Source organism: Microcoleus sp. B4-D4 (genome assembly GCF_036705185.1).
In the GTDB taxonomy this organism is placed as follows: domain Bacteria; phylum Cyanobacteriota; class Cyanobacteriia; order Cyanobacteriales; family Microcoleaceae; genus Microcoleus.
This window is the reverse complement of the sequence record NZ_JAUBTX010000003.1, coordinates 128,942-153,234: the sequence shown is the minus strand read 5'-3', so window position 1 is coordinate 153,234 and position 24,293 is coordinate 128,942. Positions and strand designations below refer to the sequence as shown.

The 24,293-nt window shown below is 44.7% G+C and carries 22 protein-coding genes and 1 tRNA gene; 7 read left to right on the top strand and 16 right to left on the bottom strand.

Going from position 1 to position 24,293, the window contains the following annotated elements:
• Positions 1–98: 98 nt before the first annotated feature.
• From QUB13_RS03925 to QUB13_RS03900, 6 genes are all read right to left on the bottom strand, one after another.
• Positions 99–488: a hypothetical protein gene (locus QUB13_RS03925; RefSeq protein ID WP_193975323.1), complete on the bottom strand. Its 390-nt coding sequence runs from the start codon at positions 486–488 to the stop codon at positions 99–101.
• On the bottom strand, positions 467–877 hold the full coding sequence (locus QUB13_RS03920) for a HEPN domain-containing protein (protein ID WP_333379126.1): 411 nt from the start codon (positions 875–877) through the stop codon (positions 467–469). The genes QUB13_RS03925 and QUB13_RS03920 overlap by 22 nt, the downstream gene beginning before the upstream one ends.
• A gap of 189 nt (positions 878–1,066) precedes the next feature.
• Positions 1,067–1,139: transfer RNA gene (locus QUB13_RS03915), tRNA-Glu, on the bottom strand.
• An 89-nt stretch (positions 1,140–1,228) separates the two neighbouring features.
• Complete coding sequence (locus QUB13_RS03910; RefSeq protein ID WP_333116014.1) at positions 1,229–2,275, bottom strand: M42 family metallopeptidase; 1,047 nt, start codon at positions 2,273–2,275, stop codon at positions 1,229–1,231.
• Between the two features lie 771 nt (positions 2,276–3,046).
• Positions 3,047–4,081: a histidine kinase gene (locus QUB13_RS03905; protein WP_333379123.1), complete on the bottom strand. Its 1,035-nt coding sequence runs from the start codon at positions 4,079–4,081 to the stop codon at positions 3,047–3,049.
• A gap of 424 nt (positions 4,082–4,505) precedes the next feature.
• Positions 4,506–5,906: an S-layer homology domain-containing protein gene (locus QUB13_RS03900; RefSeq protein WP_333379121.1), complete on the bottom strand. Its 1,401-nt coding sequence runs from the start codon at positions 5,904–5,906 to the stop codon at positions 4,506–4,508.
• A gap of 69 nt (positions 5,907–5,975) precedes the next feature.
• Here QUB13_RS03900 and QUB13_RS03895 point away from each other — a divergent pair, with 69 nt between their 5' ends.
• The 4 genes from QUB13_RS03895 to QUB13_RS03880 all read left to right on the top strand — a co-directional run bounded on the left by QUB13_RS03895 (position 5,976) and on the right by QUB13_RS03880 (position 9,374).
• Positions 5,976–6,533: a hypothetical protein gene (locus QUB13_RS03895; protein ID WP_333379118.1), complete on the top strand. Its 558-nt coding sequence runs from the start codon at positions 5,976–5,978 to the stop codon at positions 6,531–6,533.
• Between the two features lie 25 nt (positions 6,534–6,558).
• A complete protein-coding gene (locus tag QUB13_RS03890; RefSeq protein WP_333092594.1) occupies positions 6,559–6,732 on the top strand; it encodes a hypothetical protein in 174 nt (57 codons plus the stop codon).
• Between the two features lie 505 nt (positions 6,733–7,237).
• Complete coding sequence (locus tag QUB13_RS03885; RefSeq protein WP_333379116.1) at positions 7,238–7,717, top strand: BON domain-containing protein; 480 nt, start codon at positions 7,238–7,240, stop codon at positions 7,715–7,717.
• Positions 7,718–8,165: 448 nt separating this feature from the next.
• Positions 8,166–9,374, top strand: coding sequence for a general stress protein (locus QUB13_RS03880; protein WP_333379114.1), 1,209 nt, complete (start codon positions 8,166–8,168; stop codon positions 9,372–9,374).
• 1,169 nt (positions 9,375–10,543) lie between these two features.
• Here the strand turns inward: QUB13_RS03880 and QUB13_RS03875 are convergent.
• Complete coding sequence (locus tag QUB13_RS03875; protein ID WP_333379111.1) at positions 10,544–10,993, bottom strand: hypothetical protein; 450 nt, start codon at positions 10,991–10,993, stop codon at positions 10,544–10,546.
• A gap of 626 nt (positions 10,994–11,619) precedes the next feature.
• Between QUB13_RS03875 and QUB13_RS03870 the strand changes: the two genes are divergently transcribed.
• On the top strand, positions 11,620–12,681 hold the full coding sequence (locus QUB13_RS03870) for a pentapeptide repeat-containing protein (RefSeq protein WP_333379109.1): 1,062 nt from the start codon (positions 11,620–11,622) through the stop codon (positions 12,679–12,681).
• A gap of 493 nt (positions 12,682–13,174) precedes the next feature.
• On the opposite strand, the gene QUB13_RS03865 is transcribed toward QUB13_RS03870, so the two are convergent.
• From QUB13_RS03865 to QUB13_RS03845, 5 genes are all read right to left on the bottom strand, one after another.
• On the bottom strand, positions 13,175–13,912 hold the full coding sequence (locus tag QUB13_RS03865; protein WP_333379107.1) for a galactosyltransferase-related protein: 738 nt from the start codon (positions 13,910–13,912) through the stop codon (positions 13,175–13,177).
• A complete protein-coding gene (locus QUB13_RS03860; protein WP_333379105.1) occupies positions 13,905–14,819 on the bottom strand; it encodes a glycosyltransferase family 2 protein in 915 nt (304 codons plus the stop codon). Before QUB13_RS03860 ends, QUB13_RS03865 begins: the two co-directional genes overlap by 8 nt.
• A gap of 82 nt (positions 14,820–14,901) precedes the next feature.
• A complete protein-coding gene (locus tag QUB13_RS03855) occupies positions 14,902–16,323 on the bottom strand; it encodes a glycosyltransferase family 2 protein (protein ID WP_333379103.1) in 1,422 nt (473 codons plus the stop codon).
• Positions 16,292–18,553 carry a hypothetical protein gene (locus QUB13_RS03850; RefSeq protein WP_333379101.1) on the bottom strand — a complete coding sequence of 754 codons (2,262 nt, stop codon included), beginning with the start codon at positions 18,551–18,553 and terminating at the stop codon, positions 16,292–16,294. The genes QUB13_RS03855 and QUB13_RS03850 overlap by 32 nt, the downstream gene beginning before the upstream one ends.
• Before the next feature lie 66 nt (positions 18,554–18,619).
• Positions 18,620–19,144: an SH3 domain-containing protein gene (locus QUB13_RS03845; protein ID WP_333379099.1), complete on the bottom strand. Its 525-nt coding sequence runs from the start codon at positions 19,142–19,144 to the stop codon at positions 18,620–18,622.
• A 206-nt stretch (positions 19,145–19,350) separates the two neighbouring features.
• Between QUB13_RS03845 and speD the strand changes: the two genes are divergently transcribed.
• Positions 19,351–19,773: an adenosylmethionine decarboxylase gene (speD, locus tag QUB13_RS03840; RefSeq protein ID WP_194008626.1), complete on the top strand. Its 423-nt coding sequence runs from the start codon at positions 19,351–19,353 to the stop codon at positions 19,771–19,773.
• A gap of 84 nt (positions 19,774–19,857) precedes the next feature.
• Here the strand turns inward: speD and QUB13_RS03835 are convergent, their stop codons facing one another.
• Positions 19,858–20,454, bottom strand: coding sequence for a hypothetical protein (locus QUB13_RS03835; RefSeq protein ID WP_333379097.1), 597 nt, complete (start codon positions 20,452–20,454; stop codon positions 19,858–19,860).
• Positions 20,455–20,596: 142 nt separating this feature from the next.
• Here QUB13_RS03835 and queF point away from each other — a divergent pair, with 142 nt between their 5' ends.
• Entirely contained in the window at positions 20,597–21,016 is a 420-nt protein-coding gene (queF, locus tag QUB13_RS03830; RefSeq protein ID WP_333379095.1) for a preQ(1) synthase, read from the top strand.
• Between the two features lie 160 nt (positions 21,017–21,176).
• On the opposite strand, the gene QUB13_RS03825 is transcribed toward queF, so the two are convergent.
• The 3 genes from QUB13_RS03825 to QUB13_RS03815 form a co-directional block, all read right to left on the bottom strand.
• The gene (locus QUB13_RS03825; RefSeq protein ID WP_333379093.1) at positions 21,177–21,389 is read right to left on the bottom strand and encodes a DUF2283 domain-containing protein; all 213 of its coding nucleotides are present in this window, start codon (positions 21,387–21,389) and stop codon (positions 21,177–21,179) included.
• A gap of 322 nt (positions 21,390–21,711) precedes the next feature.
• On the bottom strand, positions 21,712–23,124 hold the full coding sequence (locus tag QUB13_RS03820) for a cytochrome c biogenesis protein (RefSeq protein WP_194066298.1): 1,413 nt from the start codon (positions 23,122–23,124) through the stop codon (positions 21,712–21,714).
• Between the two features lie 298 nt (positions 23,125–23,422).
• On the bottom strand, positions 23,423–24,154 hold the full coding sequence (locus QUB13_RS03815) for a cytochrome c biogenesis protein CcdA (protein ID WP_194066297.1): 732 nt from the start codon (positions 24,152–24,154) through the stop codon (positions 23,423–23,425).
• Positions 24,155–24,293 lie beyond the last annotated feature (139 nt).

Sequence of the window (24,293 nt, the reverse complement as noted above, 5' to 3'; positions counted from 1 at the left end):
CAAACTATCAACACATCGATTATGGCAACCAGAATCGTAACGTTCGAGTAGCTGCAATTTATCTCGATCGATTTTGTAGGTATCATTCCTTGCTATTTTTACTTAATTTGATAAATATAAGCATCTGAAATCAACATCTGATTTACCATGTTATTTGTCATGCGTTTACCTGATAAATTCAAGTCCCAATGTTTCTGTAATTGACGCAATCCTTCAATTAGTTTATGCTTGACACTCACTGCTACAATGGCTGTCCAATCGATTTTTAATTCTGGTTTTACTTGGCGAAATATTGATAATATTTCCTCATAACTTTTAAGGGGGCCCTTGCTATCGTACAGAGGCGAAGTGAGCATCAGTCGCCAGGTTTCCGGTTCTATTGCGTAGATCCAGAGAGCAGAATCAACTGATAAACCTGCTGTATTGAGAGCGTCTATAAGTCTTTGACCTTCTTCTATTTCTTGATTTACCAATGTTGCTGTAGCCATTGTAAAACTCCGTGATTGGGGTCGGTAATTGCTGAATAAACATCGAGAGCTTTTTGTTTGTTATGTTTTTCGTAGCGACTTTCTTCTGACCAGTCTTTGACTAATGCCCATCGAGGTGAAAAATTTGGATCTCGGAGGAGGGATGTTAATTCTGCATCAAGTTTAGCAACTTTAACAAGTTTTGCTAAATCGTGGGTGTAACTGTCAATAACGGTTTTTTTGTCAGGAAAATCGAATTTATGAGTTTGTTTGGCAATGCAAGCTTTTAAAGCGCATTCTACGATATAGCCACTCAGATAGTAAGCACCAGAGTATTGACGGTTGGTGAGCAGCACTTCTACTTCTTTAAGTCGAGTGAGTGCGATGTTTTGTAAATCTCGCCTATTCAAAAATTTAGCTTACCTCCATGAAATCAGCAAAGAAGACCCGGCGGTTGAAATCGCATCTGGATTTACAATTATCCAATACGAGAGGAAGTTAAACCCACCAAATGCAAAAATGATACCTAGCGTGTGGGTTCGGGTTTTTTCCTTTACCAGTTGCTAGATATCACTTTGATATCAGAGTTAGATTTTTAATACCCCCAGGGGAATTCGAATCCCCGTCGCATCCGTGAAAGGGATGTGTCCTAGGCCTCTAGACGATGGGGGCGCGTTTCGCTGCGTTTGCTTGTGTTCCGCACCTTTATTACCTTAACTAATTTTTCCCAATCTGTCAACTACTTTGTGAAAGTTTTTTTTCTAGTCGTCCGAAAGCTGCTCGCAGTAAGCTTTGAGGATGCTAGCGCAGTTGCCGATCGCCCCCAAGTGAGCAATTTCAAACCCGTGGGTGTTCTGCGTCGGGAAAGCCAAACAAGCCGCGCGGGCTACGTGGCCGAACTTCATGGCGATCGAAGCATCGCTCCCAAAACCGCTAATTACCGCCAACTGCACCTCCACATCGGCTGCTGCGGCGGCTGCGCGCAATTGGGCGTTCAATCCTTCATCGTAAACTCCGTAGCCGTCCTGAACCAGCAAAACCGGGTTTTCGCCATCGTCGATCGGGTATTCTGGCGCTAGAGGGCAAATTTCCAAAGCAATCAGCGCGTCCAACGGCTGGCGCTGCGAAAAATACAAAGCCCCGATCGCCCCAACCTCCTCCTTCGCCGAAGCCACCAGATAAACATTCACCGCAGGCTCTTGCAAACATTGGGCCAGAGCCAGCAAAATCGCCACAGAAGCCTTGTTGTCCAGGGTGTAGCTCGCTATCCAATCCTTCAACCGCAGCGGGCGCTTGCGGTGCTTTCCCACCACCATCCGCGTTCCCGGCCGAATGCCCGCCTCGGCTAATTCCTCGCTGGTACACTTGGTTTCAATCCAGGCATTTTCCCACTTGACAGAAACATCTTCCTGCTGAGCTTTTTGGGGAGATTCGTGAGAAACGTGGCGGCTTCCGAAGCTGAGAATGCCGCTAATTGTTTGCTTGTCGCCCAACAAATCGACAACGCCTTCGCCGTAAACCCACGGAAACGTGCCGCCCAATCTGCGGACTTCCACGCGGCCGCGATCGCCTATGGTTTTGACGATCGCCCCAATTTCGTCTTTGTGGGCGGTAATGGCGATCGACCTTTCGGGATTGCGGCCAGGAATTAGGGCGATCGCATTGTCCGCGCGATCGATCCAAGCATTCACACCCAAAGCAGCGAATTTTTCCATCAACCGCTGGTTAATTTCCGACTCTACACCGCTGGGAGAGTGCAGCATGACTAATTCTTCGATTGTTTGAAACAGGCGATCGAACTCTAACATTTTTTATTCCCGCGTTTGGAATCGCATTTTGAGATACATTAAAGCAGATTTACACCTGAGAGTTCAAACCCTCCGAAATATTGTTATTCTAACAGTGAAGACAAGGTAAATTCTTGCTTTATTATTGAAAAATTTAGCGCAACTAATGCAGCGCAAAATCACAGCCAAAAAGTTAGAAAAAAATCAACATATAGCGGTTATCACAAAAGTGAGTTATGCCCTATGCCCTATGCCCTATGCCCTATGCCCTATGCCCTATGCCCTATGCCCTATGCCCTATGCCCTATGCCCTATCCCGGATAGTACCTCATCTTTCGCTTGAAAGGCTATATTTGCTAGCTTCCAATTAGCAAAACACTTAATTATGCAAAAAAAACAGTATCAAGTAAACGTCCCTTCAAAAAAAAGCATAGAAGGAGAATTTATAGAAGTGCTTTTAAATGACTGCTACAGAGTCTAGCAATTCTCCCAATCGCTAAAAACAATTATTGATATTGGAGCCAATGTCGGCTTGTTTCCTATTGCTGCGACAAACAGGTTTCCCCCGACAGTGATTCATATCGTTTCCGTTTGGATTGGAATGATTTAACCGCAGAGTACACAGAGTACACAGAGGGAGAGAATATATATCTGAATCATTCCGATGCTACCGGATTTTATATCACACCTGCCAAGCTAATCCTAATTTGAGAATTCACCTCAAATATCAATCTAAAAGTCTGAATATTTCCATTTTGATGCTGCGAATCACTTTTAACAAAACAAGTTGAGTTAAATCTGTTCTTCTCCTTGATTAAAACGCTGACTTCCTTGATTGTCCTCAAGGCGAACAATACCATCATTGGGAACATTGATGATACCCGTGAATGACTCTTGACTTAGTGGCAAAGCTTGTTCCTTATTTTTGCGATCGGCAATTTCGCGTTGCAACTTATCAATTGTCTGTTGAAAACGAGAGGCTTGTCTGAGCATTTCTTGTTCTGAAAAATCCAGCAATTGAATCAAATTAGAAATTTGATATTCCAGAAATTGAGTTTCGTGAAAATCATTATTAATTGCCGATTTTGCCGCAGTGTTTGAGGAATCAAATACAACTTTTTCATCACCAAGCAACAAAGCTGTTTTGACACTCAGTGCTAAATGTTTAAACATTTCAGCCGTGTTTTGTGAAATTTTAACTTTCAGGAGAATCTCTACAGCAAACAAACTCCCAGACGGCAGAAGTCCCCCAAATCCCAACACAGATTTGACTTGGTAGGGAATAATTAAAGATTTTTGTTCGGGAATCAAGAGACTGCCTTTTGCCTCTGAAACGTGAAAAATATTTAATACTGCAGATTCTAATTGCAGGAACCTTTCTGGCTGGGTTCCGATGACTGTAGGAATGTCTAAACCAAATTGCCGGATTATTTCCGAAATCGTCGGCATTTGGGCTACTAATTCGGCGCTAACTAACCCAATAGCAGTATTTTGGGCTGCTGTATGCCGAGAATTCCACTGCGGTTGGGAGCCTGCTGCTGCTAGCAAAGTCCAGCATTTCATGTCGGATGCAGGGGAATTATGGTTCATCAAACGGCGGACAGATTGTTGCAATGAGTCTTCTAATTCGCCGTAGGGATGAGTTTTGAACAAACGCACCAAAACACAGCTATTTTCTCCTGTTTCCGAACTGCAAAAATGTTGATAAATAAATTTAACAATTTTCTGGCTGCAAGCCTCCATACTAGCTGTATTTCTACCTAGCTGGCGCAGGACTAAGCTGCATTTCGCCATGTCTTGCGGGGTAAATCGGGTCATATCGTACATTAAAAAACGCTCTCCCAGAGCTCAAACACTCTTTTTCATTTATCGTTAAGGCCGCTACCGCATCCGGAGTCCTACTGAGAGGTTTGAAAACTGTTGGTTAAAATACGTACAAAATATTCTCGGAATTCCCAGAAATTGTGTCGGAGGATACATAAATGAAGACTGAGGGAAAACAATTGATCCCGCAGCGTGCGCCGTTCAAGCAGAGAGATGTTGATGTACGGTTTTTGAAAGGATTTGTGACTGTGACTCGCGCACAGAAATTACAGAAACGGGAATTTTCTACTGCGGTGACTACCGCAATCAAAAAGGTTCGATGGTTCAAACTTGGGTGCTTCTTTTGCTGAGAACCTAAGTCGGAACGATCGAACTTGCTTCATAATAAGTAGATGCTTTGTGTGAACTTTTAAACACTCAAACAACTTTACTGGGTAGGTTGAGATTTTGCTTGCAGAGCATCTTTAGCTGACAATCCCCCATCTTGAACGCCAAAATACCACAAACTAGCGGCAGCTTCGGCGCGAGTCACCGATTTCTTCGGCTGAAACAAAGTTGTAAAACCAAAAACTCGGCGAATATTTGCCAAATCTCCATTGTTAAAATCAGCTAAAATTGCCCGCGAGGCCTGGGAGTCAATTTTAGAAGCGTCTTGAAAGCCCCACTTTTCTTTCACTCCGTCTATGTTAGCTGTCGGTAAAATTTGACGAGTATCTAAAGGCACTTTCCAAAGAATCATTGTTTCGCGAGTTAAAGGTGCATCGGGGCGAAATTTCACATCTTTAGTGTCCGCTGAAAGCGAACTCGGAATTACACCTGCTTCTGCTAAACCTTGAATTACTGAAAAATCTGGGTCTGTTTTGGATACGTCAGAAAAGGCGGGTTCGCTAGAGTCTACTGCTAATCTAATTTGTTTGGCTTGACGGCTGGCATAAATCTGGTTGTTTGCTGCTACTAACCAGCGGGCGTATTCGCGGCGGGTGATAATTTTGTTGGGTTTGGGCAAAGTGCTGTTAGTTTCTAAGTTAGCATTTTCTGTCGATCGCACTTTCAGCACTTCCAACTGAGCCAAATCTGCCACATACTGGCGCAATTGTTGAGGAATTTGGCTGTCTAATTCGCTAACTTTTGCTGATTTTGGCGCAGTCGGTGTCGCCGGAGTAGTTTCCTCTGAGTTAGATGGAGTTGGTGAAGCGGTGGGAGATGGGCTAGACTCGGAATTGCTAGGTTGGGGACTACTGGCAATTTCTGAGTCCTCTTTACTATAATCGATCGCAAATTCTGTAGAACCCCCTACTTTTTGAGTAGGAGAAAGCGACACTGTTACCCGCAAATTATCTCGCGTTGCGACTAAAGTACCTGGTTCGTCGGCGCTGGGGCTGCTGACTATTTGCCAGTTGCTGCGCCCAAATTCTTTGGTGTAAAAGTTCTGCACTGAATTAATCGGATCTGTGCTTTCCCAGCGCAGCCGCACAGTTTTTGGCGACGGATCGGTTTGCCCGCCAACTTCGATTAACTGAGCGTTAGGATAGAGTGGAATCTCGGTGGGGAAGTCGGGAGGAAGTTTGGCGGTTGTGCTGGTTTCGACTGCTGGTGGAGGAGGCGGGGGAGATAAAACTACTGGATTTTGTTGTAATTTGGGATCGGCGGCTAAAGATTCTTCGAGTGCTTTGCTGTTGGGGCTGTTTGCACAAGCTGTGACAGCAGCTAGCAGACACAGGGCCAGCGCAGTCTTTACACCAGGGAGTATATTGGTTTTATTGGTTTTACTGGTTTTAGCTTGCCCGATCGACTTGCGTTGTCGTTGAGTAAATATAGTATTCAGCATAAATCCCTCGTTTGCGGATATCTTTCTAGGCTAGCGCAGATCGATCGGGTAAATATAATTTTTACCCACATGAAATTGCTGCATTTATTCTTAGTTACTGCTACATTACTGATATTCCCTGTCAAGTTTGGCACTTTGGCAAAAGCTCAAGCCGCCCCGCAGAGGCCTGCTTTTGAGATGCCAGAGTGGCAGCCGTTTTGCTCGGCGATGGGTTTGTTTGCGATCGATATGCCGGGAAATCCTAAAATTAATGCCGAAACTTTTTCAACTCAAGTTATCGCTCATACATACAGGTCGATCTTAAAAAACAAAGACACTTATTTACTTCAATACTTCGATCTCGATTTTCGGATCGGCAACAATAATAGTAATAATAATATCAAAATTACTTTAAATAATGCCGTTGATTTCTTTGTTGTGGGGAAAAATGCTAAATTGCTGCAAGTGCGGGATATTTCCCTCGGCAGCTATCCGGGAAAAGAGTTTGAGTTTCAACCGCTTTCCCCCACGGAACCTGTAGGTGTGGGTCAAGTATTTTTGGTGGAAACCCGCGTTTACGGCTTGGTTGCGACTACCTCAAAACCAGAAAACGCTCAAAAATTTCTTGATTCTTTTCGTTTGTTTTGAATCCAGAAAATCGGCAACTAATTGTTTGTGGCGTTTAACGAATTTAGCCGTAGTGGGTAATAGGTTCGAGGTGGGAGGGGAAAATTTGTTGGGAGTGGCGACGATCGAATTTATTAATAAAATTGAGGCTTTTCAACTTTGTTTGCACGAAAATATTGACTTTGGTAACGAAAAATATCGAGAACGATCGGGTTTTTGAGGAATAGTGCGTCTAGAACTAATGATATTTTTTCTTAAAAAGGTGATAATTTTAGATTGGGGGATTTTAGATTGGGGGGATTTTAGATTGGGGGATTGAGAACTCGATCGGTCAATACCCGATATTTGGCTCGAACTGCTACAAGTTAAACAGGACGCAACACATTGTTTGGTTTTTTGTCATCTATCTAACGAAATACATACACCACTTACGCAAATGGCAGAATTAGTAGGATGCCCCGGAAGTCCAAACCCTGATGATCTCGATCTAGTAATGCGTCTGACGCACCCTATAAGTTGATGGTAGCGTGACAATTGCGTAACTTATAATATAAAATTTACACCTGTAGAGCGATGTAAGAACTTCCTCAAATTTATATATTTGAGATAAGGATTTTTCCGCAATAAGCACAAACTACGTAGCCAACACAGATTCTGTCAGGCGCGGTGCAGTGCTCAACCAAGTCTAGACTCATCGAAAGCTTACCCGGAGGTTATTAGATATTATGAACAAACTAACACCAATTGTCATCAGCGCTCTCCTATTATTTGGAGCTGCAGCTTGCACCGACGGAGCTAAAACAAGTGCTGACGCTCCTAATTCTACCACCACCACAGAAAATGCCGCCAGCCCGCCCCCAGCGGAGACGGTTAAAAAAACTCAGTCCGACGCCACTAGCGAAATTCGCAAAAACCAAGCAAATTCTGATATCAGGGCCCGAGAACAGCGCAACAACGTGACTGGAGGCGATGCAATCAGAGCCGATGGCGACCTCCAAAGTGAAGTTCGCTCCAAGTTGGAAGTGAACATCACCAAAGGTCAGCTAACTGTTGACGCCAAAGATGGGGTTGTCACCGTAGCTGGCACTGTTCCCAATCAAGAAGATTTAGCTAAAATTGAGCCGCTAGCTAAAGAAATTAAGGGTGTCAAAATGGTGAACGTTACGGCTGTTGTTGCCCCGGCTGCACCTGCATCGCCTAAGTAATTAATTAGCAGGAAGAAGCAATAAAGCCCTTCGGCTTGCTTCGGCTATGCTGGCTCACAAGTCACGAGCGGGTAACAAGAAGGAAAAGGGAAAGAAGGAAGAGAGCAAACGGAAAATTGGGAGTTTTAAAAGTGCTTTTAAAAGCGGCTCTCAATGCTTGGGTGACTCTTCCTTCCGGGTAACGGGGTTTTAAGTTAAAAGTTTTAAGATTCACGCACTCAAAACTCCCAACTCAAAACTCGTGCAATACCTGCAATTTCCCATTCCCAATTTCCGCCGATTTCCAATTTCTGAAAATCAGGGTAAATCCGCCTGAAGAAAGAGGCCGAAGTTATTCCCAGCGACCGATGAAAAATGTCGAAAAAAATGAATAAATGTGATTAATGGTAGCAAGCAGAGCATAAATTCTGTAGTTGTGTAAAAGTAGTTTATTTTGAAGGAGAAAAAAATGGCTTTAGGTCAAAACAAGCGAGCTGTAGGAGCATTTTCTAATTACCGGGATACGGAACTAGCCCTGATGGAACTGCAAAGTACCGGGTTTCCGATGAATAAAGTTTCGGTAGTTGGTGAAAATCTCAATGGCAACGAAATTGGGGGCGCTAGCACTGCTAAGGGTACCGACGAGAAAGTGGGGGGCGGCGCGAAAGCTGGCGCGACGGCGGGAGTCGTGACGGGCGGTTTGATTGGGTTGCTCGGCAGCATTGGGGCGCTGGCAATTCCGGGAGTGGGCCCGATTATGGCGGGGGGCGCGATCGCGACTCTGCTGGCCGATACTGTGGTCGGAGGTGCGATTGGGGCTGCAGCAGGCGGTTTGGTGGGCGGCTTAATAGGTTTGGGCGTTCCCGAAGACAAAGCTAAAGTTTATAGCGATCGCCTCTCGCGCGGAGAATATTTAGTATTCGTAGAAGGAACAGATGCCGAACTTGCCACTGCTGAAGGAATTATGAGCGTGCGGGGCATTCAGGATTGGGGCATTTACGACGTGCCGACACACACCGACCGCAGAGCTTCGACCCACGACAAGCGCGCCGTCGGGGTATTTTCAACCCGCCGCGAGACCGAACACGCCCTGGGAGAACTCAGAACAGCGGGTTTTGACATGAATCGGGTTTCGGTGATCGCTAAAGATGCTGATTCTCAAGGCGACATCGCAGGGATTGATGTACACGACAGCGCCGACAACAAGGCTGATGAAGGGGCGACCAAGGGCGCGCTCACAGGCGGCACCTTGGGCGGTTTGACGGGCTTGTTGGTGGGTCTGGGTCTGGTGGCAATTCCTGGTATCGGGCCGATTATGTTGGCTGGAGCTGCGGCTACGACGATCGCCACTACACTGGCCGGTACTGCTTTGGGTGCGGCTGCAGGCGGCTTGATCGGAGCTTTGGTCGGTTTGGGAATTCCTGAAGAGGAAGCTAAAGCATACAGCGATCGGGTGGCGAGGGGAGATTATTTGGTACTGCTTGACGGTAGCGAAGCAGAAATCGCTAGAGCTGAAACGATTCTGAGCCGCGGCGGCATTCAGGATTGGAGCATCTACGACTATCCCAGCGTCGATAGCGCTCGGGCAGATTACGGCGCTCCCGGCACTCCGGGCGTTGATACTACGGCTGGTATTTACGACCCCAATCAGGGCCTGACCGGCCACCCGAGGGTTTGATAGTTCAGACTTGGTTTGGGTATTGTTTCTACGAACGGCAGCGTAGTGCCTCTCCCGCACTCGGATTGTGTATGGCGTAGGCGTTTAACGCTTTGCCGATCGAATTATCTCAAAAGTCGGCTTTTTTTGTGAAAGCTGGCTTTTGTTTTTTTTTGGAAACTTCAAAAAAGCGACACCATTCAACCGTTGACAGTTGACTTGGAACAGTTACCCCGTAGTCGATCGCGAGGTGATTGCCTGCGAGGGAAATTAATTTTTCCTTGCACCCTACAAGGGGAAGGCTTTAAACCCATTTTTTCTGGTAAAGAAGCAACTTGAGACCAACTCCAAACTCATACAGAATAAGTCATTGGCAATGCTAAAATCTTAAATCAAAAACTTGTACGTTCGCGAAGCCGAAGTATCTTAAATCGAAAATCTCAAATAATATGACCTGTTAAAAGTTCATAGGACTAATAACTTCAAAACCAGGTTTCTTTGACGATCGCTAGGGATAGCTTGAGACTCAGATGAACAAATCGGGTTTTTGAACTGCGATGCGTGAGGGAACTAATTTAATTTTGATCGGCGAGCAGGGCTTTGGACTGGAGGCTCGATCGGCTCCTTTAATTTTTACCAGAAAAAACGGTAAGCTGTTGTGCATTTAAATTGTATATTTCGACGATCGATCAAAAATCTTCTCCCCCTCTCCCCCTCTTTACCCTGAGCGAAGCCGAAGGGCCCTTCTCCCCCTCTCCCCCTCAATCACGATACACAATTGGGATGCACACCAGCTTAGTGGTTTTAACTCTGTAACACTCACTACTGCTAGATTGCAAACTCCGCAGCACGATCGAATTCGATCGCATAAATTACAGCAGATATTGCTTGCTCAGTCAAAGAGCGACTATCTTTAATTATGGGATAGCTAATTTCAGCAACTTAATACAGGTGAAGTAGCCCGTCCCGCGCAGCACTGCCTGCTGCGGTCGGCAATTTATTAAAATAATAATATTGTCGTCGCTTTCGGTTCAGACTGAGGCTGGTCATTGGTTGGCTGTAGCAGCCCAATGGCCGTTGGCAACACCTGCGGCATGAATACAGTTTTGCTGGGAATGCCTCTGCGAAGCATTTGAGCCAGGAACAGCTTTGATGTCCGGGAGCGCGTCTGGTGTCCGGCTTTCTGTTAATTAGAACCGCAAGCGCTCATGGATCGAGTAAAGATTGACAGCAAGCATAGCATCGCGGGAGCAAGTACCAGGCTCGCGGGGCATTTTTTCGGGAAATCTCAGGCGAGGGATAGCCTGTTTTTTGCTTCGCCCGGCCCTTGGGAGCGAGTGAGGGAAACAGCCTTCCTGTTGGATTTCACTGGACGCGAGTACAGTGGGGGGAGGTGAAACTAGCTGAGCTGACAGGGTTCTGCTTTGATGGGCGATCGAAGATAGAAGGCAGAAAGTAGCAGACATTCGGATTTGAAGCTTCGATTTCTTATTTCTTTCTGGCACTAATAAATTAGATCGCCCGTACCGGCAATTTTTCGGGTCAGAATGGGGCGGGGATACCGCCAGCAATACCCCAAATATGCGATCGACCTTGACAAGGGCGATCGACAACTTATCAATATTTTGCGAGTTTGGCAAATGGTTAGTAGTTAATAGTTAGTGATTAGCAGTTAGTATAAATACAACTAACAATTAACAACTAACATCAGTCGCAACTAACTATTAGCAAAATAAGACTTACAGGACTTACGCGGGGTGGCGATAAACTCTGTTTATTAATGACTGCCTCGGTGGAAAACCCAAAATCTGTTACGAAAAACATGGTTACTTTTCGTAAGTTATAACTAGGCAGCCCTGTCTGGCGCGTGTCAAACCCTTGGTTAAAACTGCCTGAAACCCTTGAAATTTGGTAAAAAACTAGGGTGTGCACCGCGTACCGGTTGACCTTGTTTCTCATCGCTGGGCGATCGGTTGACTTTTTGGCTACCGTCTTAAGCCAACCGTTCAAGATTAGCCGGTGCTGGCGGCCATCCTACATTCTGACGATATTTCAAGTATTTTGGAGAGTTTAAACCAAACTCATCAAACACGCCCTACAGGGCTGGTTATAACTAAGTTAACAGAGTGATGCTAGTAATCAACCAGTTTTGATAATTTTTACTGTAGCCGTATCGATGGACAAAACTGACTAGCAAACACGATACAACCAACTTTCAGACAACATAGAAGATCGAGAAATTAAGGAAACTCACTCAACTTTTTTTATGGATTTCACTGAAATTTTAAGTGCCAATGAACTTTTAACTAGACATAGAAACGGGGAACGAGATTTTCGAGGAGCAAACCTCATTGAAGCTCATTTGATTGAAGCTAATCTCAGTCGCACAAATTTGAGCAACGCTAATTTGAAAGGAGCCAACTTAATTAGAAGCAAACTAATTGGAGCTAATTTAAACGGTGCCGACTTAAGCGGGGCTAATTTATCTAAAGCAAAATTAATTGAAGCTAACCTCGGCACTTCTAGTTTAACTGGAACTGTGGCGATCGCAGCAGATTTTAGTGGGGCAAATCTCAGCGGAGCAATATTGTCTCGCGCTGACTTGAGCAAAGCTATTTTAACTGGAGCGAGTTTAGTAGGAGCTTGTTTGTTAAGCAGCTCGAAACTAAATGAGGCTAATTTGAGCGGGGCGACACTTAGTCGAGCAATTATGAGCGGGGTTGACTTAAGCAAAGCAAATTTGACTAGAGCGATTCTCAGCGAAGTGGATTTGAGCGGGGCCAACCTGAGCGGAGCAACTTTAATTCGGGCTTATCTCAATCGCGGAAATCTCGGAGGTGTCAACTTAGTTGGCGCTTATTTGAGCGAAGCAAGTATGCGGGAGGCTTCTGTTTGCGCTGCTGATTTAAGCGGTGCTGATTTGAGCGGGGCTGACTTGAGCGGTGCTAATTTAAATGGCTCTAATTTGAGCGGTGCTGACTTACACGGAGCTAATTTAAGTAAAGCCAATTTAAATGGTTTGATTCTGCACAATGCTGATTTGAGGGCTGCGAATTTGAACAAAGCTTCTTTGCGGGGAGCTGATTTGAGCGGTGCGAACTTGTCGGGTGCTAGCTTGTTGGAAGCGGATTTGCGGGGGGCAAATTTGAGTCACGCCAATTTGTCGGGAGCGGGTTTGCTGCTAAGTTCTTTGACAGGGGCAAATTTGACAGGAACTAATTTGTCAGAGGCTAATTTGATTGGGGCGAGCTTAAATGTTGATAATTTGAATCAAGCGGCTTTGGGCGGCGCTATTTTGCCGAATGGAGCTACTCACAGCCGCGATTGATATGTTGCAAGTTGTTAGTTGTTAGTTGGCAGTTGGCAGTTGGCAGTTGGCAGTTGGTTGTTGGTTGTTGGTTGTTGCTATAAGAGACCTCTCCTAAAAGCCAAGAACAGGCTCTAGGCCTGTTTCAAAATAATTCTTGGAAATGTCTAATAGCAAATATTAGACAGTTGATTCAAGTCTGGTTGAGTCGATAAACTATAATACCTGTAAACCGGGTTTATTTGAGAAACTGGGTTTCTCACAAGCGCGGGTTTGAGATCGCTCTCAAATCCGGGTTTGGGTTCCCCTTTAGAAACCAATACGGTTCACTTAACATATTTATGCCCCGGAGATCCCCCTAAATCCCCCTTAAGAAGGGGGACTTTGAGGGGATTCTTGTTCCCCCCTTTTTAAGGGGGGTTAGGGGGGATCGTCTTAAGTAAACCGTATTGCTTTAGAAACCAGTCGGCGCAGGCCGACTTTGTTTGTGTAGACGCGGTTTCAACCGCCCCCGTCACAATTGGCGTTTAGTATAATAGTGCTGGCGATTTTGGTTTATCCAATGAGATTCTGACCAATTCGGATCGGGTTGGTGCGCTAAATGGAGGTAGATTAATTCGGGCGATCGACAAAAAGATCTATCCTCTCCTAAGTAGCGTTCAACAATATCTTGATCCTCTGCTCCCCAGCCAATGAATGTCTCGTCCCATCCCCCGATTTCTATTAAGCGCTGGCGTTGAAATATGGGTGCAACTCCAAACCGTTCCCGCCGTGTCAAGTGCTTAAATATGGCTGTCGGCATATCTTCTGGCGCAACTTTCAACTCTTCAATTATGGCAGAATTTTGCTCAAAATCCAAGCAGGCTTTATCGCACATCATTCGATAGCCAGTGACTAACATTTGGGACGAAATTTGAGCCATTTTTAAATGGCGCTCTAGGGTATTTTGGTAGGGAATGAGATCGACATCAAAAGCTGTCACCCATTGTCCGCGCGACAGAGATAAACCTAAATTCAAAGCTTTGGTTTTATGAAAAGTTCCCGCACAGGGAAGATAATTGTAGCTGATTGGTAGGTTGGTAATTTCTGGTAAAATCCAAGGTGAAGAAACCCGATCGAGTTCAATTAAAATAATTTCGCAAATAGATAATAAATTTGAGGAAGCTTGAGTTTTCCACCACGCGAGTTGAGTTTTCAAGTGGTGTTCTCGCTGACGGTAGGTAATAATTAAGGATAACTGAATTTCAGTCACGGCTATAATTCGGGGTAAAATTAGTGGTGATTTCCAAAATTTGAGGAGGTAAAATTGGTGGTTGGACTAAATCGCCAAAGAGAGCGCCTTTTTGGAGAGATTGCAAGCAAGAGATGATATTGCGATCGCGCGTTTGCTGGGTTGGTAGTTGCTGGTGATGTTGGTTGCGTGTCCGATCCGCATGAGAAATATGGATTACATTCCCCGCGCTGCATATCTCGATTCCCAAGAGGGTAGCGCGAATTAGCAAATCTTGGTCTTCCCATCCCCAACCTGTAAAAATTTGCTTGTATCCTCCCAAGCGTAATAGCGTTTGTTTGCGGGCACAGATTAAGCCGCAGCCCGGTCGATCGCGATCGCCCGATTTAGCCTCTACAATATTAACCGTGGCAGTCTGTTGGCGCATCTGGATGTTGTAAGTATAGCGTTTCCGCTTTAAAGCTGCGGTTTGCGGGTGAGATTCTCCGACAGTTTTCACACAGCAAATAATCCCATTTTCTCGCGATTTGGCAGATACAGGCAATAACTGCGGTAGATTTTCTACAGGTTTTGTCCTATTATTGAGCGATAATAATTTTAGACTGTTTGGGGATAGAACAGAGTAGAATAATTGTAAAATTGCCTGCTGATTCCAGATAATGTCTGCATCGGAAATTAGCAAATATTCGCTGGTAACGCTGAGAATTCCTTGATTGATTAACTGAGATTTATTAAAGTCGTATTGAGGATATCTTAACCACTCTATTTGTGCGGAGTTGGATAAATTTTGTAAAGCAGTTAAACATTGAGGTTCTGTTGTGCCGCCATCGCAAATAATGATTTTAGTGACGGGGAAAATCCCTAAAAGCGATCGCACACAGTCGCCGATTTCGGGACGATTTTTAACGGGGATAATTACCTGTAACATGATGTTTTTGGCAGTTTGAAAAAAGAGGATAGCTAAACAAGGAATTGCCAAGTATAAAATCAATCTAAAATCTAAAATAGTATTAGCTTGCCCAGTTTAGGGAAGCACCGGTAATATAATTGAGTTCGATCGCCTCTGCTATCTTCAAAGGACGCAAATCTGGTAGTTTACCCTCGCGCACCGCCGCAGTATTGGCGATCGCTCTACTCTTGAGTTGCTGAATCAATTCTAAACGCACCGGAGCATCTAGTCCAGTTTGTCGATCGGTAGTTAGCGAACCCTCTCGGTGTCGGCGAAAATAAGCAAAGTCAGGAATATTAACTATTTTTGCAGCAAAGTGCGATCGCAGCAAAAACTCACTATCTCCAGAAAACCGCAACCCCGTAGCAAAACCGCCCAATCTTAAGACTAAATCCCGCGAAACTAAGCTAGTAGGGTGCAACAGCGGATGTCCCGGTTTTTCTGCTAGGGCTGCGCTGACATTGAGAGGATAAACAACAGGTAACAGTGTATCATCTTCAAACGCGCGCAATTCCTGCGTGCCCACTAATTCAGCACCAGTATTTTCGGCGGCTGCTAACAACAATTCTAAGCGATTTTCGCTAGACCAATCATCAGCATCTTGGAACAAATAAGCATCATAATTTGTTAGTTCGATCGCCTGTTGAATTAAGCGGTAAGGCCCGACATTCACAGCCGAAGCTAATAAAGTCACTCCCGGAAATTCTCGGACAATATCGATAGGTGGCGAATCCGAGCCATCATCCAGCACCACAATACCATCCAGAGGTCTAGTTTGACTTACTAGGGACTGCAAGCAGCGATGCAAAAATTGTTCGCAGCGATAATGGGGAATCACCGCCAGGACGCGAGATTGATTTGTAATTAAATGATTATTTGTAGCCTTGATGTTTTTTTCAGCAATATTCTCTGAACTTGTAGAGGAAATAGAACGATTTATTTTGGGATAATCATCCGAGTCTAAACTGGCAAAATTTATGTTAGTAGTTCCCCAATTAAAAGCGATATTTTGCCGTTCTAATTCTCTAGCAACTCCTAAAAGACTCCAGCGATTTATTTCTAACTGCGGTAGTGCTGCTTTTAGCAAAGGCGTTGACGCCATCCAGCCCAAGGCGGGGAGAGGATGTTGTTTGGCAGTTTCTAGTGGTAATACCACCGCTGGAGGTAAGGATGCTAGTGCGAAATTTGTTAGTTGAGGCGGCAAAAACATTACCGGCGTATTAGCCGTTAAAATTGCAGTGACTTCTGTATTAATTGTCTGTAAAACTTTCAAACACGATGCAAAAGATTCAATATTAAAGACGAAAAAATCAACATCATCTTCATCGAATGTGTAAATTGTACTTTCACCCTGATGATTTGAGGGATCGATCCCAATTATATGTTTTAATTGATAGAGTCCATTGTGTTGCAAAGCGCCCATTGCATTCGTTGACCAGCCCAGATGACTTTTACCCAGGATAATTAAAGTTAAACTTACCATTGGCTCGATCGCAAATTGTGGATTGTTTGTAATTCATTTCTCGTGCTAATCTTTCAAATCCCGAAGCGCGCATATCCGGCGGGGCGGCGGCAATTAAAAACTGATAAGCTAATTCCGATTCTCCCCGTGCTAACCAAAGTGGGGCTAATTTCCACAAAAGCGGTATCCAAGGTATGGGATCGATATCTCGATCGGGCAAGTTGGTGCTAATTAGTCCAGCATTGTTTTGAATTTTATCTAACCATTCTACGGGGTTAAGTGGTTCTTGCCAAAGTAGTTTAGCATATCCTTGTTCGAGTTCGACTCGTGCTATTTCTGTCGGTAAAGTTGCGGTGGCTTGTAACTGAGATAATGCTGTGGTAGCTGATGCGCGATCGCCCAAAATTGCTTGCCGCCAAGTTAGCCAAGCGTCTAAAAAGGAATCGCCCGTTGTTTGTCGGTGGATACTGGATGCGAGGGTTTTTCCGTTGAGCAACTCCCACCAGGATGCTAAAATTTGAATCTGGAATCTGGAGGCCCAAAAATTCAAATCTCCGATTAAAATAGATAAAATTGGTTTCCACGCGATCGCGATATTTGGATTTTCGCGTTTGGCTGTGCTTGCTGCGAGATTGAATGCTGCTAATAAGTGTTGAATATTAAATACATCTAACTTGCCAGAATCGGGTAAATTGGTATTTTCCCAGATGGATCTAGCGGTGTTACTGTCGAATGCTAAACTGGGAATTAATAAATCTACCATCGCGGAATATTCGCCGCAATTCATCTCGGCTAAACGTTGTTGGGCGCTGTGGTAGATATTTTGTCTGGTTGGGCGATCGGCTAAAAAGCTGCAGGTCAACAGCAATACTCGTACAGACATCAATTCTACTGGCGATTTCCGACAAGGTGAAGGTTGCAAAAGTTTTGCAATCGCTTGTTGGGCGATCCTCTTCGAGGGCTGCGCCAACGGCGAAATCCCCGAATTTACCATCGCTGTCGGCTGAATTAAACTTTTTAACAATAATGCAATTTCTCGGGCTTCTCCTGCGGGTAATAAACCCAATTCCAACCACTCGCGCCAAGATTTTTTCGTCACCCATTCGATCCACTCTAGATCGCTACAACTTTGGGTATTTTCCAGTTGACTTAAATCCGATGAATCTACAATAACTCTCCCTCGAACTTCTCCAAATAAATTTTCTAACCAAAGCTGTAAAGGTGACAAATCAAGACTTTGCTGCGGTTCGACTTGCAGCCAAATATCTACATCTAATTGATTTTGCTTGACTATCTGATAATTCAGAATTCCCGGAAATTTAGGTAAACAGATTTCTCCAGGATATTTCCAGCCTTGCTGAGTCTTGATTTGTTCTTGACTGCGGCCCAGAATTTTGGCGGTGAATCCCGATCGCCCGCAAAGACACGCCTCAAAATCTAATTGAATGCGATCGCCACATTTATAGCGAATCAAAGGCATTGTATAATTGAATAAATCTGTAGTGACTAATTCACCGTCAATAATTTCATAAAAACAGCGATCGACATCTAAATGCAGTCGCCCGCATTCAGGACAACTCAAGCCAGAAATCCCCGTTTCTTGGCAACCGTACTCGTTAATAACAGAAGTTTGAAAAATTGATTCAAGTAACTGTTTTTGAAATTCAAATAAAACCTCACCGGTACAAATAACTCCTAAAACAGCAGGAATTGAATGCCCAACTAGGGCGGCCGCCACTTCCGACAAACGACTGGGATAACCTCGAATTACCGCAGGCTTAATTTGCAACAATTCCTTTAAATTTTGCAGCCAATCGGCGGTGATATTTCCAATTAATGAAATATCGTTAAGTCGAATCGGTTGCAAGCGACTGGCGAGATTAATAATTGGGACTTGTTCGTCAATTCCCCACCAACCTAAAGCGCGTTGGCGCGCCAATAAACGCGCTTGATTCCACTCATTACCGGCAAAGTAAGTAAAAAAATCACCGGAAGTTCCGCTAGTCATTCCTCGATAAACTAAATCGTCAGCAGTTGCCAGAAATAACCCTGGATTTTGCCGGACAGTTTGTTTGTCTACGGGCTGCAAGTTACTAAAAGCAGTTTGCCAATCGGTTACAAGTTGTTTTAACCCAGAGTCGGAATCAATTAGTCCAGCTTGCAAAAAGCGGTGGTAATTTCCTGGGAGAGTTAGGGCAACTTCTAAGACTTTTTTTAAGTTGATGGCGGTGCGATCGCTCAATTCTCTCATAAGCTGTTATCGCTCGAATTTTGCAGGCTGCGCTGTGGTTTTTATGCGTATTTCATTAAGGTCAAATTATTTTTCAGAGTTTTGGCTGGCGATTTGATCTCCGATTTGCAGCCAATCTTGATGGATCAAAACTTGTTGTTTCTCTGATACTTCTGGCAAGGTTCCCCGCTGTGCGTTCAGTGGCTTTTCGCAAAAATCTCCTAAAGGTTTTAGATAACTTTTATAAACCCAACCCACTCGGAAATCAGGTGCACTCATAAACCTGCCTTCGCCAAAATTTTCGGTATTAGAATTAAAGTAACTGCCAATTTTTACCCATTTTCCTGTTTCGTCCCGATCGCCCATAACGACTTGCCAGCCTTTTGGAACTAAACCGATAACCGGGCCGTTGGGGGAGGAACGGATAGTGAGGGGATCTTTGTCGGTGACGACTTGAGCGAAGGGTCGAGGTTTGCCTCCGTAGGGACAATTTTGAGCTTGTAAGGTTGTTGCCGGGGAACTAGCAGAGGCGGCTGTTTTGACACCCGAAAGCGATAACAGCATTAAGCTAACAAACAGAGCAATTTTTTTCCAAACTTTTAAGGGATTCACGGAATATAATTATCTATGGTTTCACCAACCGATTATTACATATATTTGCTATAGGTTGCTCCTCCTAAAGTGCCAAAATTATTCGGACGATCGCGCTTCACCACTATTTTTTGATTTTTTGGGTAGACTACTTGCAAAATTTTTTACATCGTGCTATCGTCAAAAGGTTTGATACGAATTGTGAGTTAGAGGTAAAACCCCGCAGAATGAAACAATTGGGAACCCATCTGATCGCTGATGCTTGGCAGTCTCCAGGAGACCTGCTCAACGATCCTGAACGTATCCGCCGCGCCATACTCGATGCGATCGAAGCCGGAGGAGCTACTCTCATCGATTTGTGCGTGCACCAGTTTAGTCCTCACGGAGTAACGGCTACTGCAACTTTGGCAGAGTCTCATATAGCAATCCATACTTGGCCCGAACACGGTTATTTTGCTGCAGACTTATTTTTCTGCGGAGCCGGAGACCCTCACAAGGCCATGAAGGTGCTACAGTCAGCTTTGGAAGCTAAACAGGTAAAACTCACTGAGTTTACGCGCGGTTTCGAGCCCGGGGTGGGCAGCCTAGGTTCTGCTTGTGAAGAGCAGTATGCGCCTCGTCCATTAGAAACGAGTGCCGCCAGAGTATAATGGCCAATTAGCGTAACTTTGAACATTTTATGCTAGGTTTTGGTAAAAATCCCACGGCTCGGGCTGTGGGATTCTTGTTGGAAATTACTTTTTCATTAATAAAGGGCGAACAACTAAATAACCAGCACCGAAGGCGGCAATAACAATCAAAAAAATCGCGATGGCCAACCACAATCCGCTTAAGTCTGAGGATTTTTTGGGTTGAGAGCGAATGCGGTAAGGAGTTTCCTGCACCTCTGAAAATAATTTTTCTGGAAGCGTTTCGGGCGTCGGAGGGGGTGTGGGCGAAGTTTCCGGTACGGGAAAGGGAAAAGCCACTGTCTGAGGTGGTTGAGGTATGGTAGAGCTACTCCGCGAGATGACAGGTTCTGGAGGCTCCGGTTCAACGCTAAAATTGAATTTGACTGAGGGCATTTGCGGCATCCCTGTCTGGGTGACGCTTTGGGCCGAGTTGACTACTTGCTGTAGTTGTTGGGATACTTGAACTACTGTTTCTACTTCTCGCCGCAGTTGTTGATTTTGTTGGACTAATTGCTGGTTGTGGGTTTTGAGGGAGTCGAGCATCGCTTGGGCGGCTTGCAATTCGGCGGTGACTTCTCGATAGAGCGAAATCGGTACCGATGGAGAGTAACTATTGGAGTTTTCAGGGGATGTATTGTCAGATAAGGTAGTATTTTGCATAGTAGTTGGCGAGGGTGAACTTTTTTTAGTTTAGCCTGAGAGTATTTACAATTAGATCGATCGCAATACAATTCGTCAAGATATTTGTTAAAAATATTAATAGTGAGTTTAGTTAAATGTTAGAAATTTTTAGTCGATCGCTATGAATCACCAGCAAACCGAACAAAGTATGTCGCAAAAGTCAAGTACCGAGGAAATGAAATACGGCGAACGCGAGATTTTGGAAGGGCAGTTAATTACTTTTCCGAATCCGCGAGTCGGGCGGCGCTATACGATTAACATTACTTTGCCGGAGTTTACTTGCAAGTGTCCGTTTTCTGGCTATCCAGATTTTGCCACAATTCACGTTACTTACGTGCCAGACGAGCGGGTGGTGGAATTGAAGGCCCTGAAATTGTATGTTAACAGTTATCGCGATCGCTACATTTCTCACGAAGAATCGATCAATCAAATTTTAGACGATTTTGTCGCTGCTTGCTCGCCGCTGGAAATGACTGTGAAGGGCGATTTTTCTCCACGGGGGAACGTGCACACTGTGATTGAGGTGCGGCACGAGAAGTAAAAGGTAGAGTCTTCTGTGGCTGGTACTTATTGCGGTAGGGTGCGTCAGGTTTGAGATTCTCAATCAGCACCAAAAGCATGATTCTGACGCACCGTTTTTTGCAAGGGTGCGTCAGTGAGACTGTTGGTTTGGATCGAAAATAACGCTAGAGTAGAGCAGCTTACTTAACTGCTTCAGAAAAAGCTTCTAACGAGATAAATTGTTTGACCTCTAATATTTCAATCAACACCAGTTCTCCGCTGCTAGAATAGTGCAGAATCATCTGCCCTTCATCTTCGGCATAAGCGATCGGGCGTTGGCGAAGCCCTCGAAGAGGATCGGAAATTTCAATCAGCATCGCATCTACATCAGGGCTATATCTAATCTTTTTCATATCTTGACCTCTTACCAGGATAAGCAGTAATTACTAAAATTCTATCTGAATATTCTTGGTAGACCACTCTTAGGACAAGTCCATTCAATCTTTTTTGACAAATAAACTTCCCTTGACCGCTTGCTTCTACCCAACTCGGCTATCTAACAGTTTCGGAAATTAAATCTGTTGAAATTGTAACCCCGTGACTTTCGAGAATTTCTATTTTCAGCAAGGCGTGTTGACTAAATTCTATTTTTTTATCCACATTTATTGTTTATTTTATTTTTCGTTCTATCCCTTGGTGTAAGGTGCACAGCGTGCACCTTACAGATTGGTGCGGTTAACTTTGACTGGCTAGAGAAGTCGGGGATATTCCACTTTTTCCCTCTGCTGTTTTCGACTCAGCTAACTTATCCAAAATCTCCACAACTTCTCTTTCAAAAGTCACCTGAGCGCGGTTAGTGCGCCCGCCCACATAAAGCTTGCCGTTTTTCTCCAAAGCCCAAATCTGCGAGTGAGACAAATAGCTCATCAACACACTGAGCATCAGCAACCCGAAGCCAGTATAGACGAGCGGAATCCCCGGATCAGCCTTAATTTGCAATCCCGTGCTGCCTACAACTTCGTCAATTGTCAGCATCACGCCGTTAACTTCTACAGCGGTGCCGGCGCGAACTGTAGTTAATAATTTGCCATCGGTACCGTAGATTAACATTGTTCCTTGCAAGTCCTTTGCTAGCAGAGAAACTCCTGCACTCAAATCTGGTTTTGTCGGAATCCAAGCACCCCAAATTCTGCCTTGACCTTGAGTGTCTAACTGAGCCATTGGTAGTTGCAAAACCGGGCTTTTGTTGAGGCGGACTCGCACGGCGGCGATCGCCCAATCTGCTTGATAAAAAGTCACTCCCCGATATCTCAGAGGCTCGTTAACGTGAATGGTTTTGCGATCGACCTCTTGGCCTGTTTTGTCCAAAACCGACAGATCCGAGTAAAATTGGTCGATCGCCCCGCTCGGACTATAATCGATCCAGAACCGATTCACGCGCATCGACCAATCCTTCGGTATTTGCGGCCCCGCCCAAGGCCCAGCATCCATAATATTCTGCACCTTAAAATTTTCACCGCTAGCCACCATTTCTTGACCTAGAAACCCCGTCAGCGAGCCCCACATCGACCCAGCTAAAATAATTAGCATACTGGCGTGAACAATAATCGGGCCGATTTTGCCAATTATCCCCTTGCGAGCATAAACTTTTTCACCTTCTCGAAAGATGCGGTAGTTTTTTTGCTGCAAAAGTTGTTCTAACGAAGTCAAAGGAACTGTTTCTAACTCCGCACTCAGAGCTAATTTTTCAAACTGCTTTGGTTCTTCATAAAATTTCCAGCGGCGGGCAGCTTTTAGCGCCGGAAATTGTCTAGTAAAAGTGCAAGCCGTCAAACTACTGCCGAACAAAATTAGGATTGACAAAAACCACCAAGTGCGGTAAACGTGGTCTAATCCTGCAATCAGTACAACTTTCCAAGTTAGGAAGCCGAACAAAGCCGGGTGTTCGGGATAGTTGGATTGGTAAAACTCTACCGATTGGCCTTGTTCTATCACTGTGCCAGAAATGCTGAAAAGTGCGATCGCCAGCAACAAAATAATTGCCAGCCGCAAATCTGCCAGCACCGGCAAAATTTCTCGCTTGAAAAACCTTTGAGGCGCAGTCGCCCAGTTTGATAGTTTAGATAGAAATACTTCTTTTGATGTCATTGGTAATTATGAAGAAGGAAGTTCGGCAACGAGCAATGTACGGGATGTAACGGATGTAACGGATGTAACGGATGTAAGTCCGTCGGAAGAGGGAAGAAGGAAGAGGGAAGACGGAATAAACAGTTCTTATCTAGCAATTATCAATCAATTGTCAAGTCTTTCTTTGTTCTTCCTTCGTGTACTTCGCGTCTTCGCGGTTCGCCCAAAAAAACGCCAATTTTGTAATAATTGCTATATCTTTACTCAACAATAACTAAAGTCCTTACTACAAACCTAACTGCAAACCTAACTGCCAACCTTACGCGGGAAGTATGCGGGAAATTAGGGAAAAAACGCCAAATCCTACCAGCAAAACGCCACTGACAGGCGTAATCCAACTCGACCACCTGCGTAATTCTAACAACTTTTTAATGCTCGCGGTAAAAGTCCCGGCTATAATTAGGGGAGCGACGTAGCCAGCGGCGTAAAACAGCAGCAACACACCACCTAAAACAACATCTCCCGTTTTGGAAACCCAAGCTAACAGCGTCGCTAAAACAGGCGTGCTGCAGGGAGACGCTACTAAACCAAAAGTTAAGCCCAATAAGTACGATCGCACCGCTGCGGGCAAATTTTTCGGCACCCAGCCCGCAGCGTCAAAAGACGGCATTTGCAAGGGTAAAGCTTCGAGTAAATTCAGCCCCATTAAAATAGCGATGATGCTGACAACGATCGGCAAACCCAGACCAATTTTGCCATAAATTTGGCCGGCAAATGATGCTACAATGCCTAAACCCGCAAGGGTTGTCGCCAAACCCAAGGAAAACCATGCAGACTGGGTGGCGGCTTGGAGGCGGCTTTTTGCTTCGTATCCGCCGATGTAGCCGATCGTAATCGGCAACATGGAAAGCATACAGGGCGTTAAGCTCGTTAGCAACCCTGCCAGAAAGATGACTCCGACGCTGACTAAACTTAGATGAGTCAGTTGAGTGTTGACTAAATTATTAGCAAATTGTGCGAGTTCGTAAAGTAGGGTTTCCAAGGTTTCCATCAGTCGATTTTAGATTTTAGATTGAATAATTTTAGATTGACTCCAGTGTCGATTTTAGATTTTAGATTTTAGATTTTAGAGTAATCTGAGAGGTTAAACTAAATATCTAGTTTTTTCGATTTCCGGTGAATTCAGACGG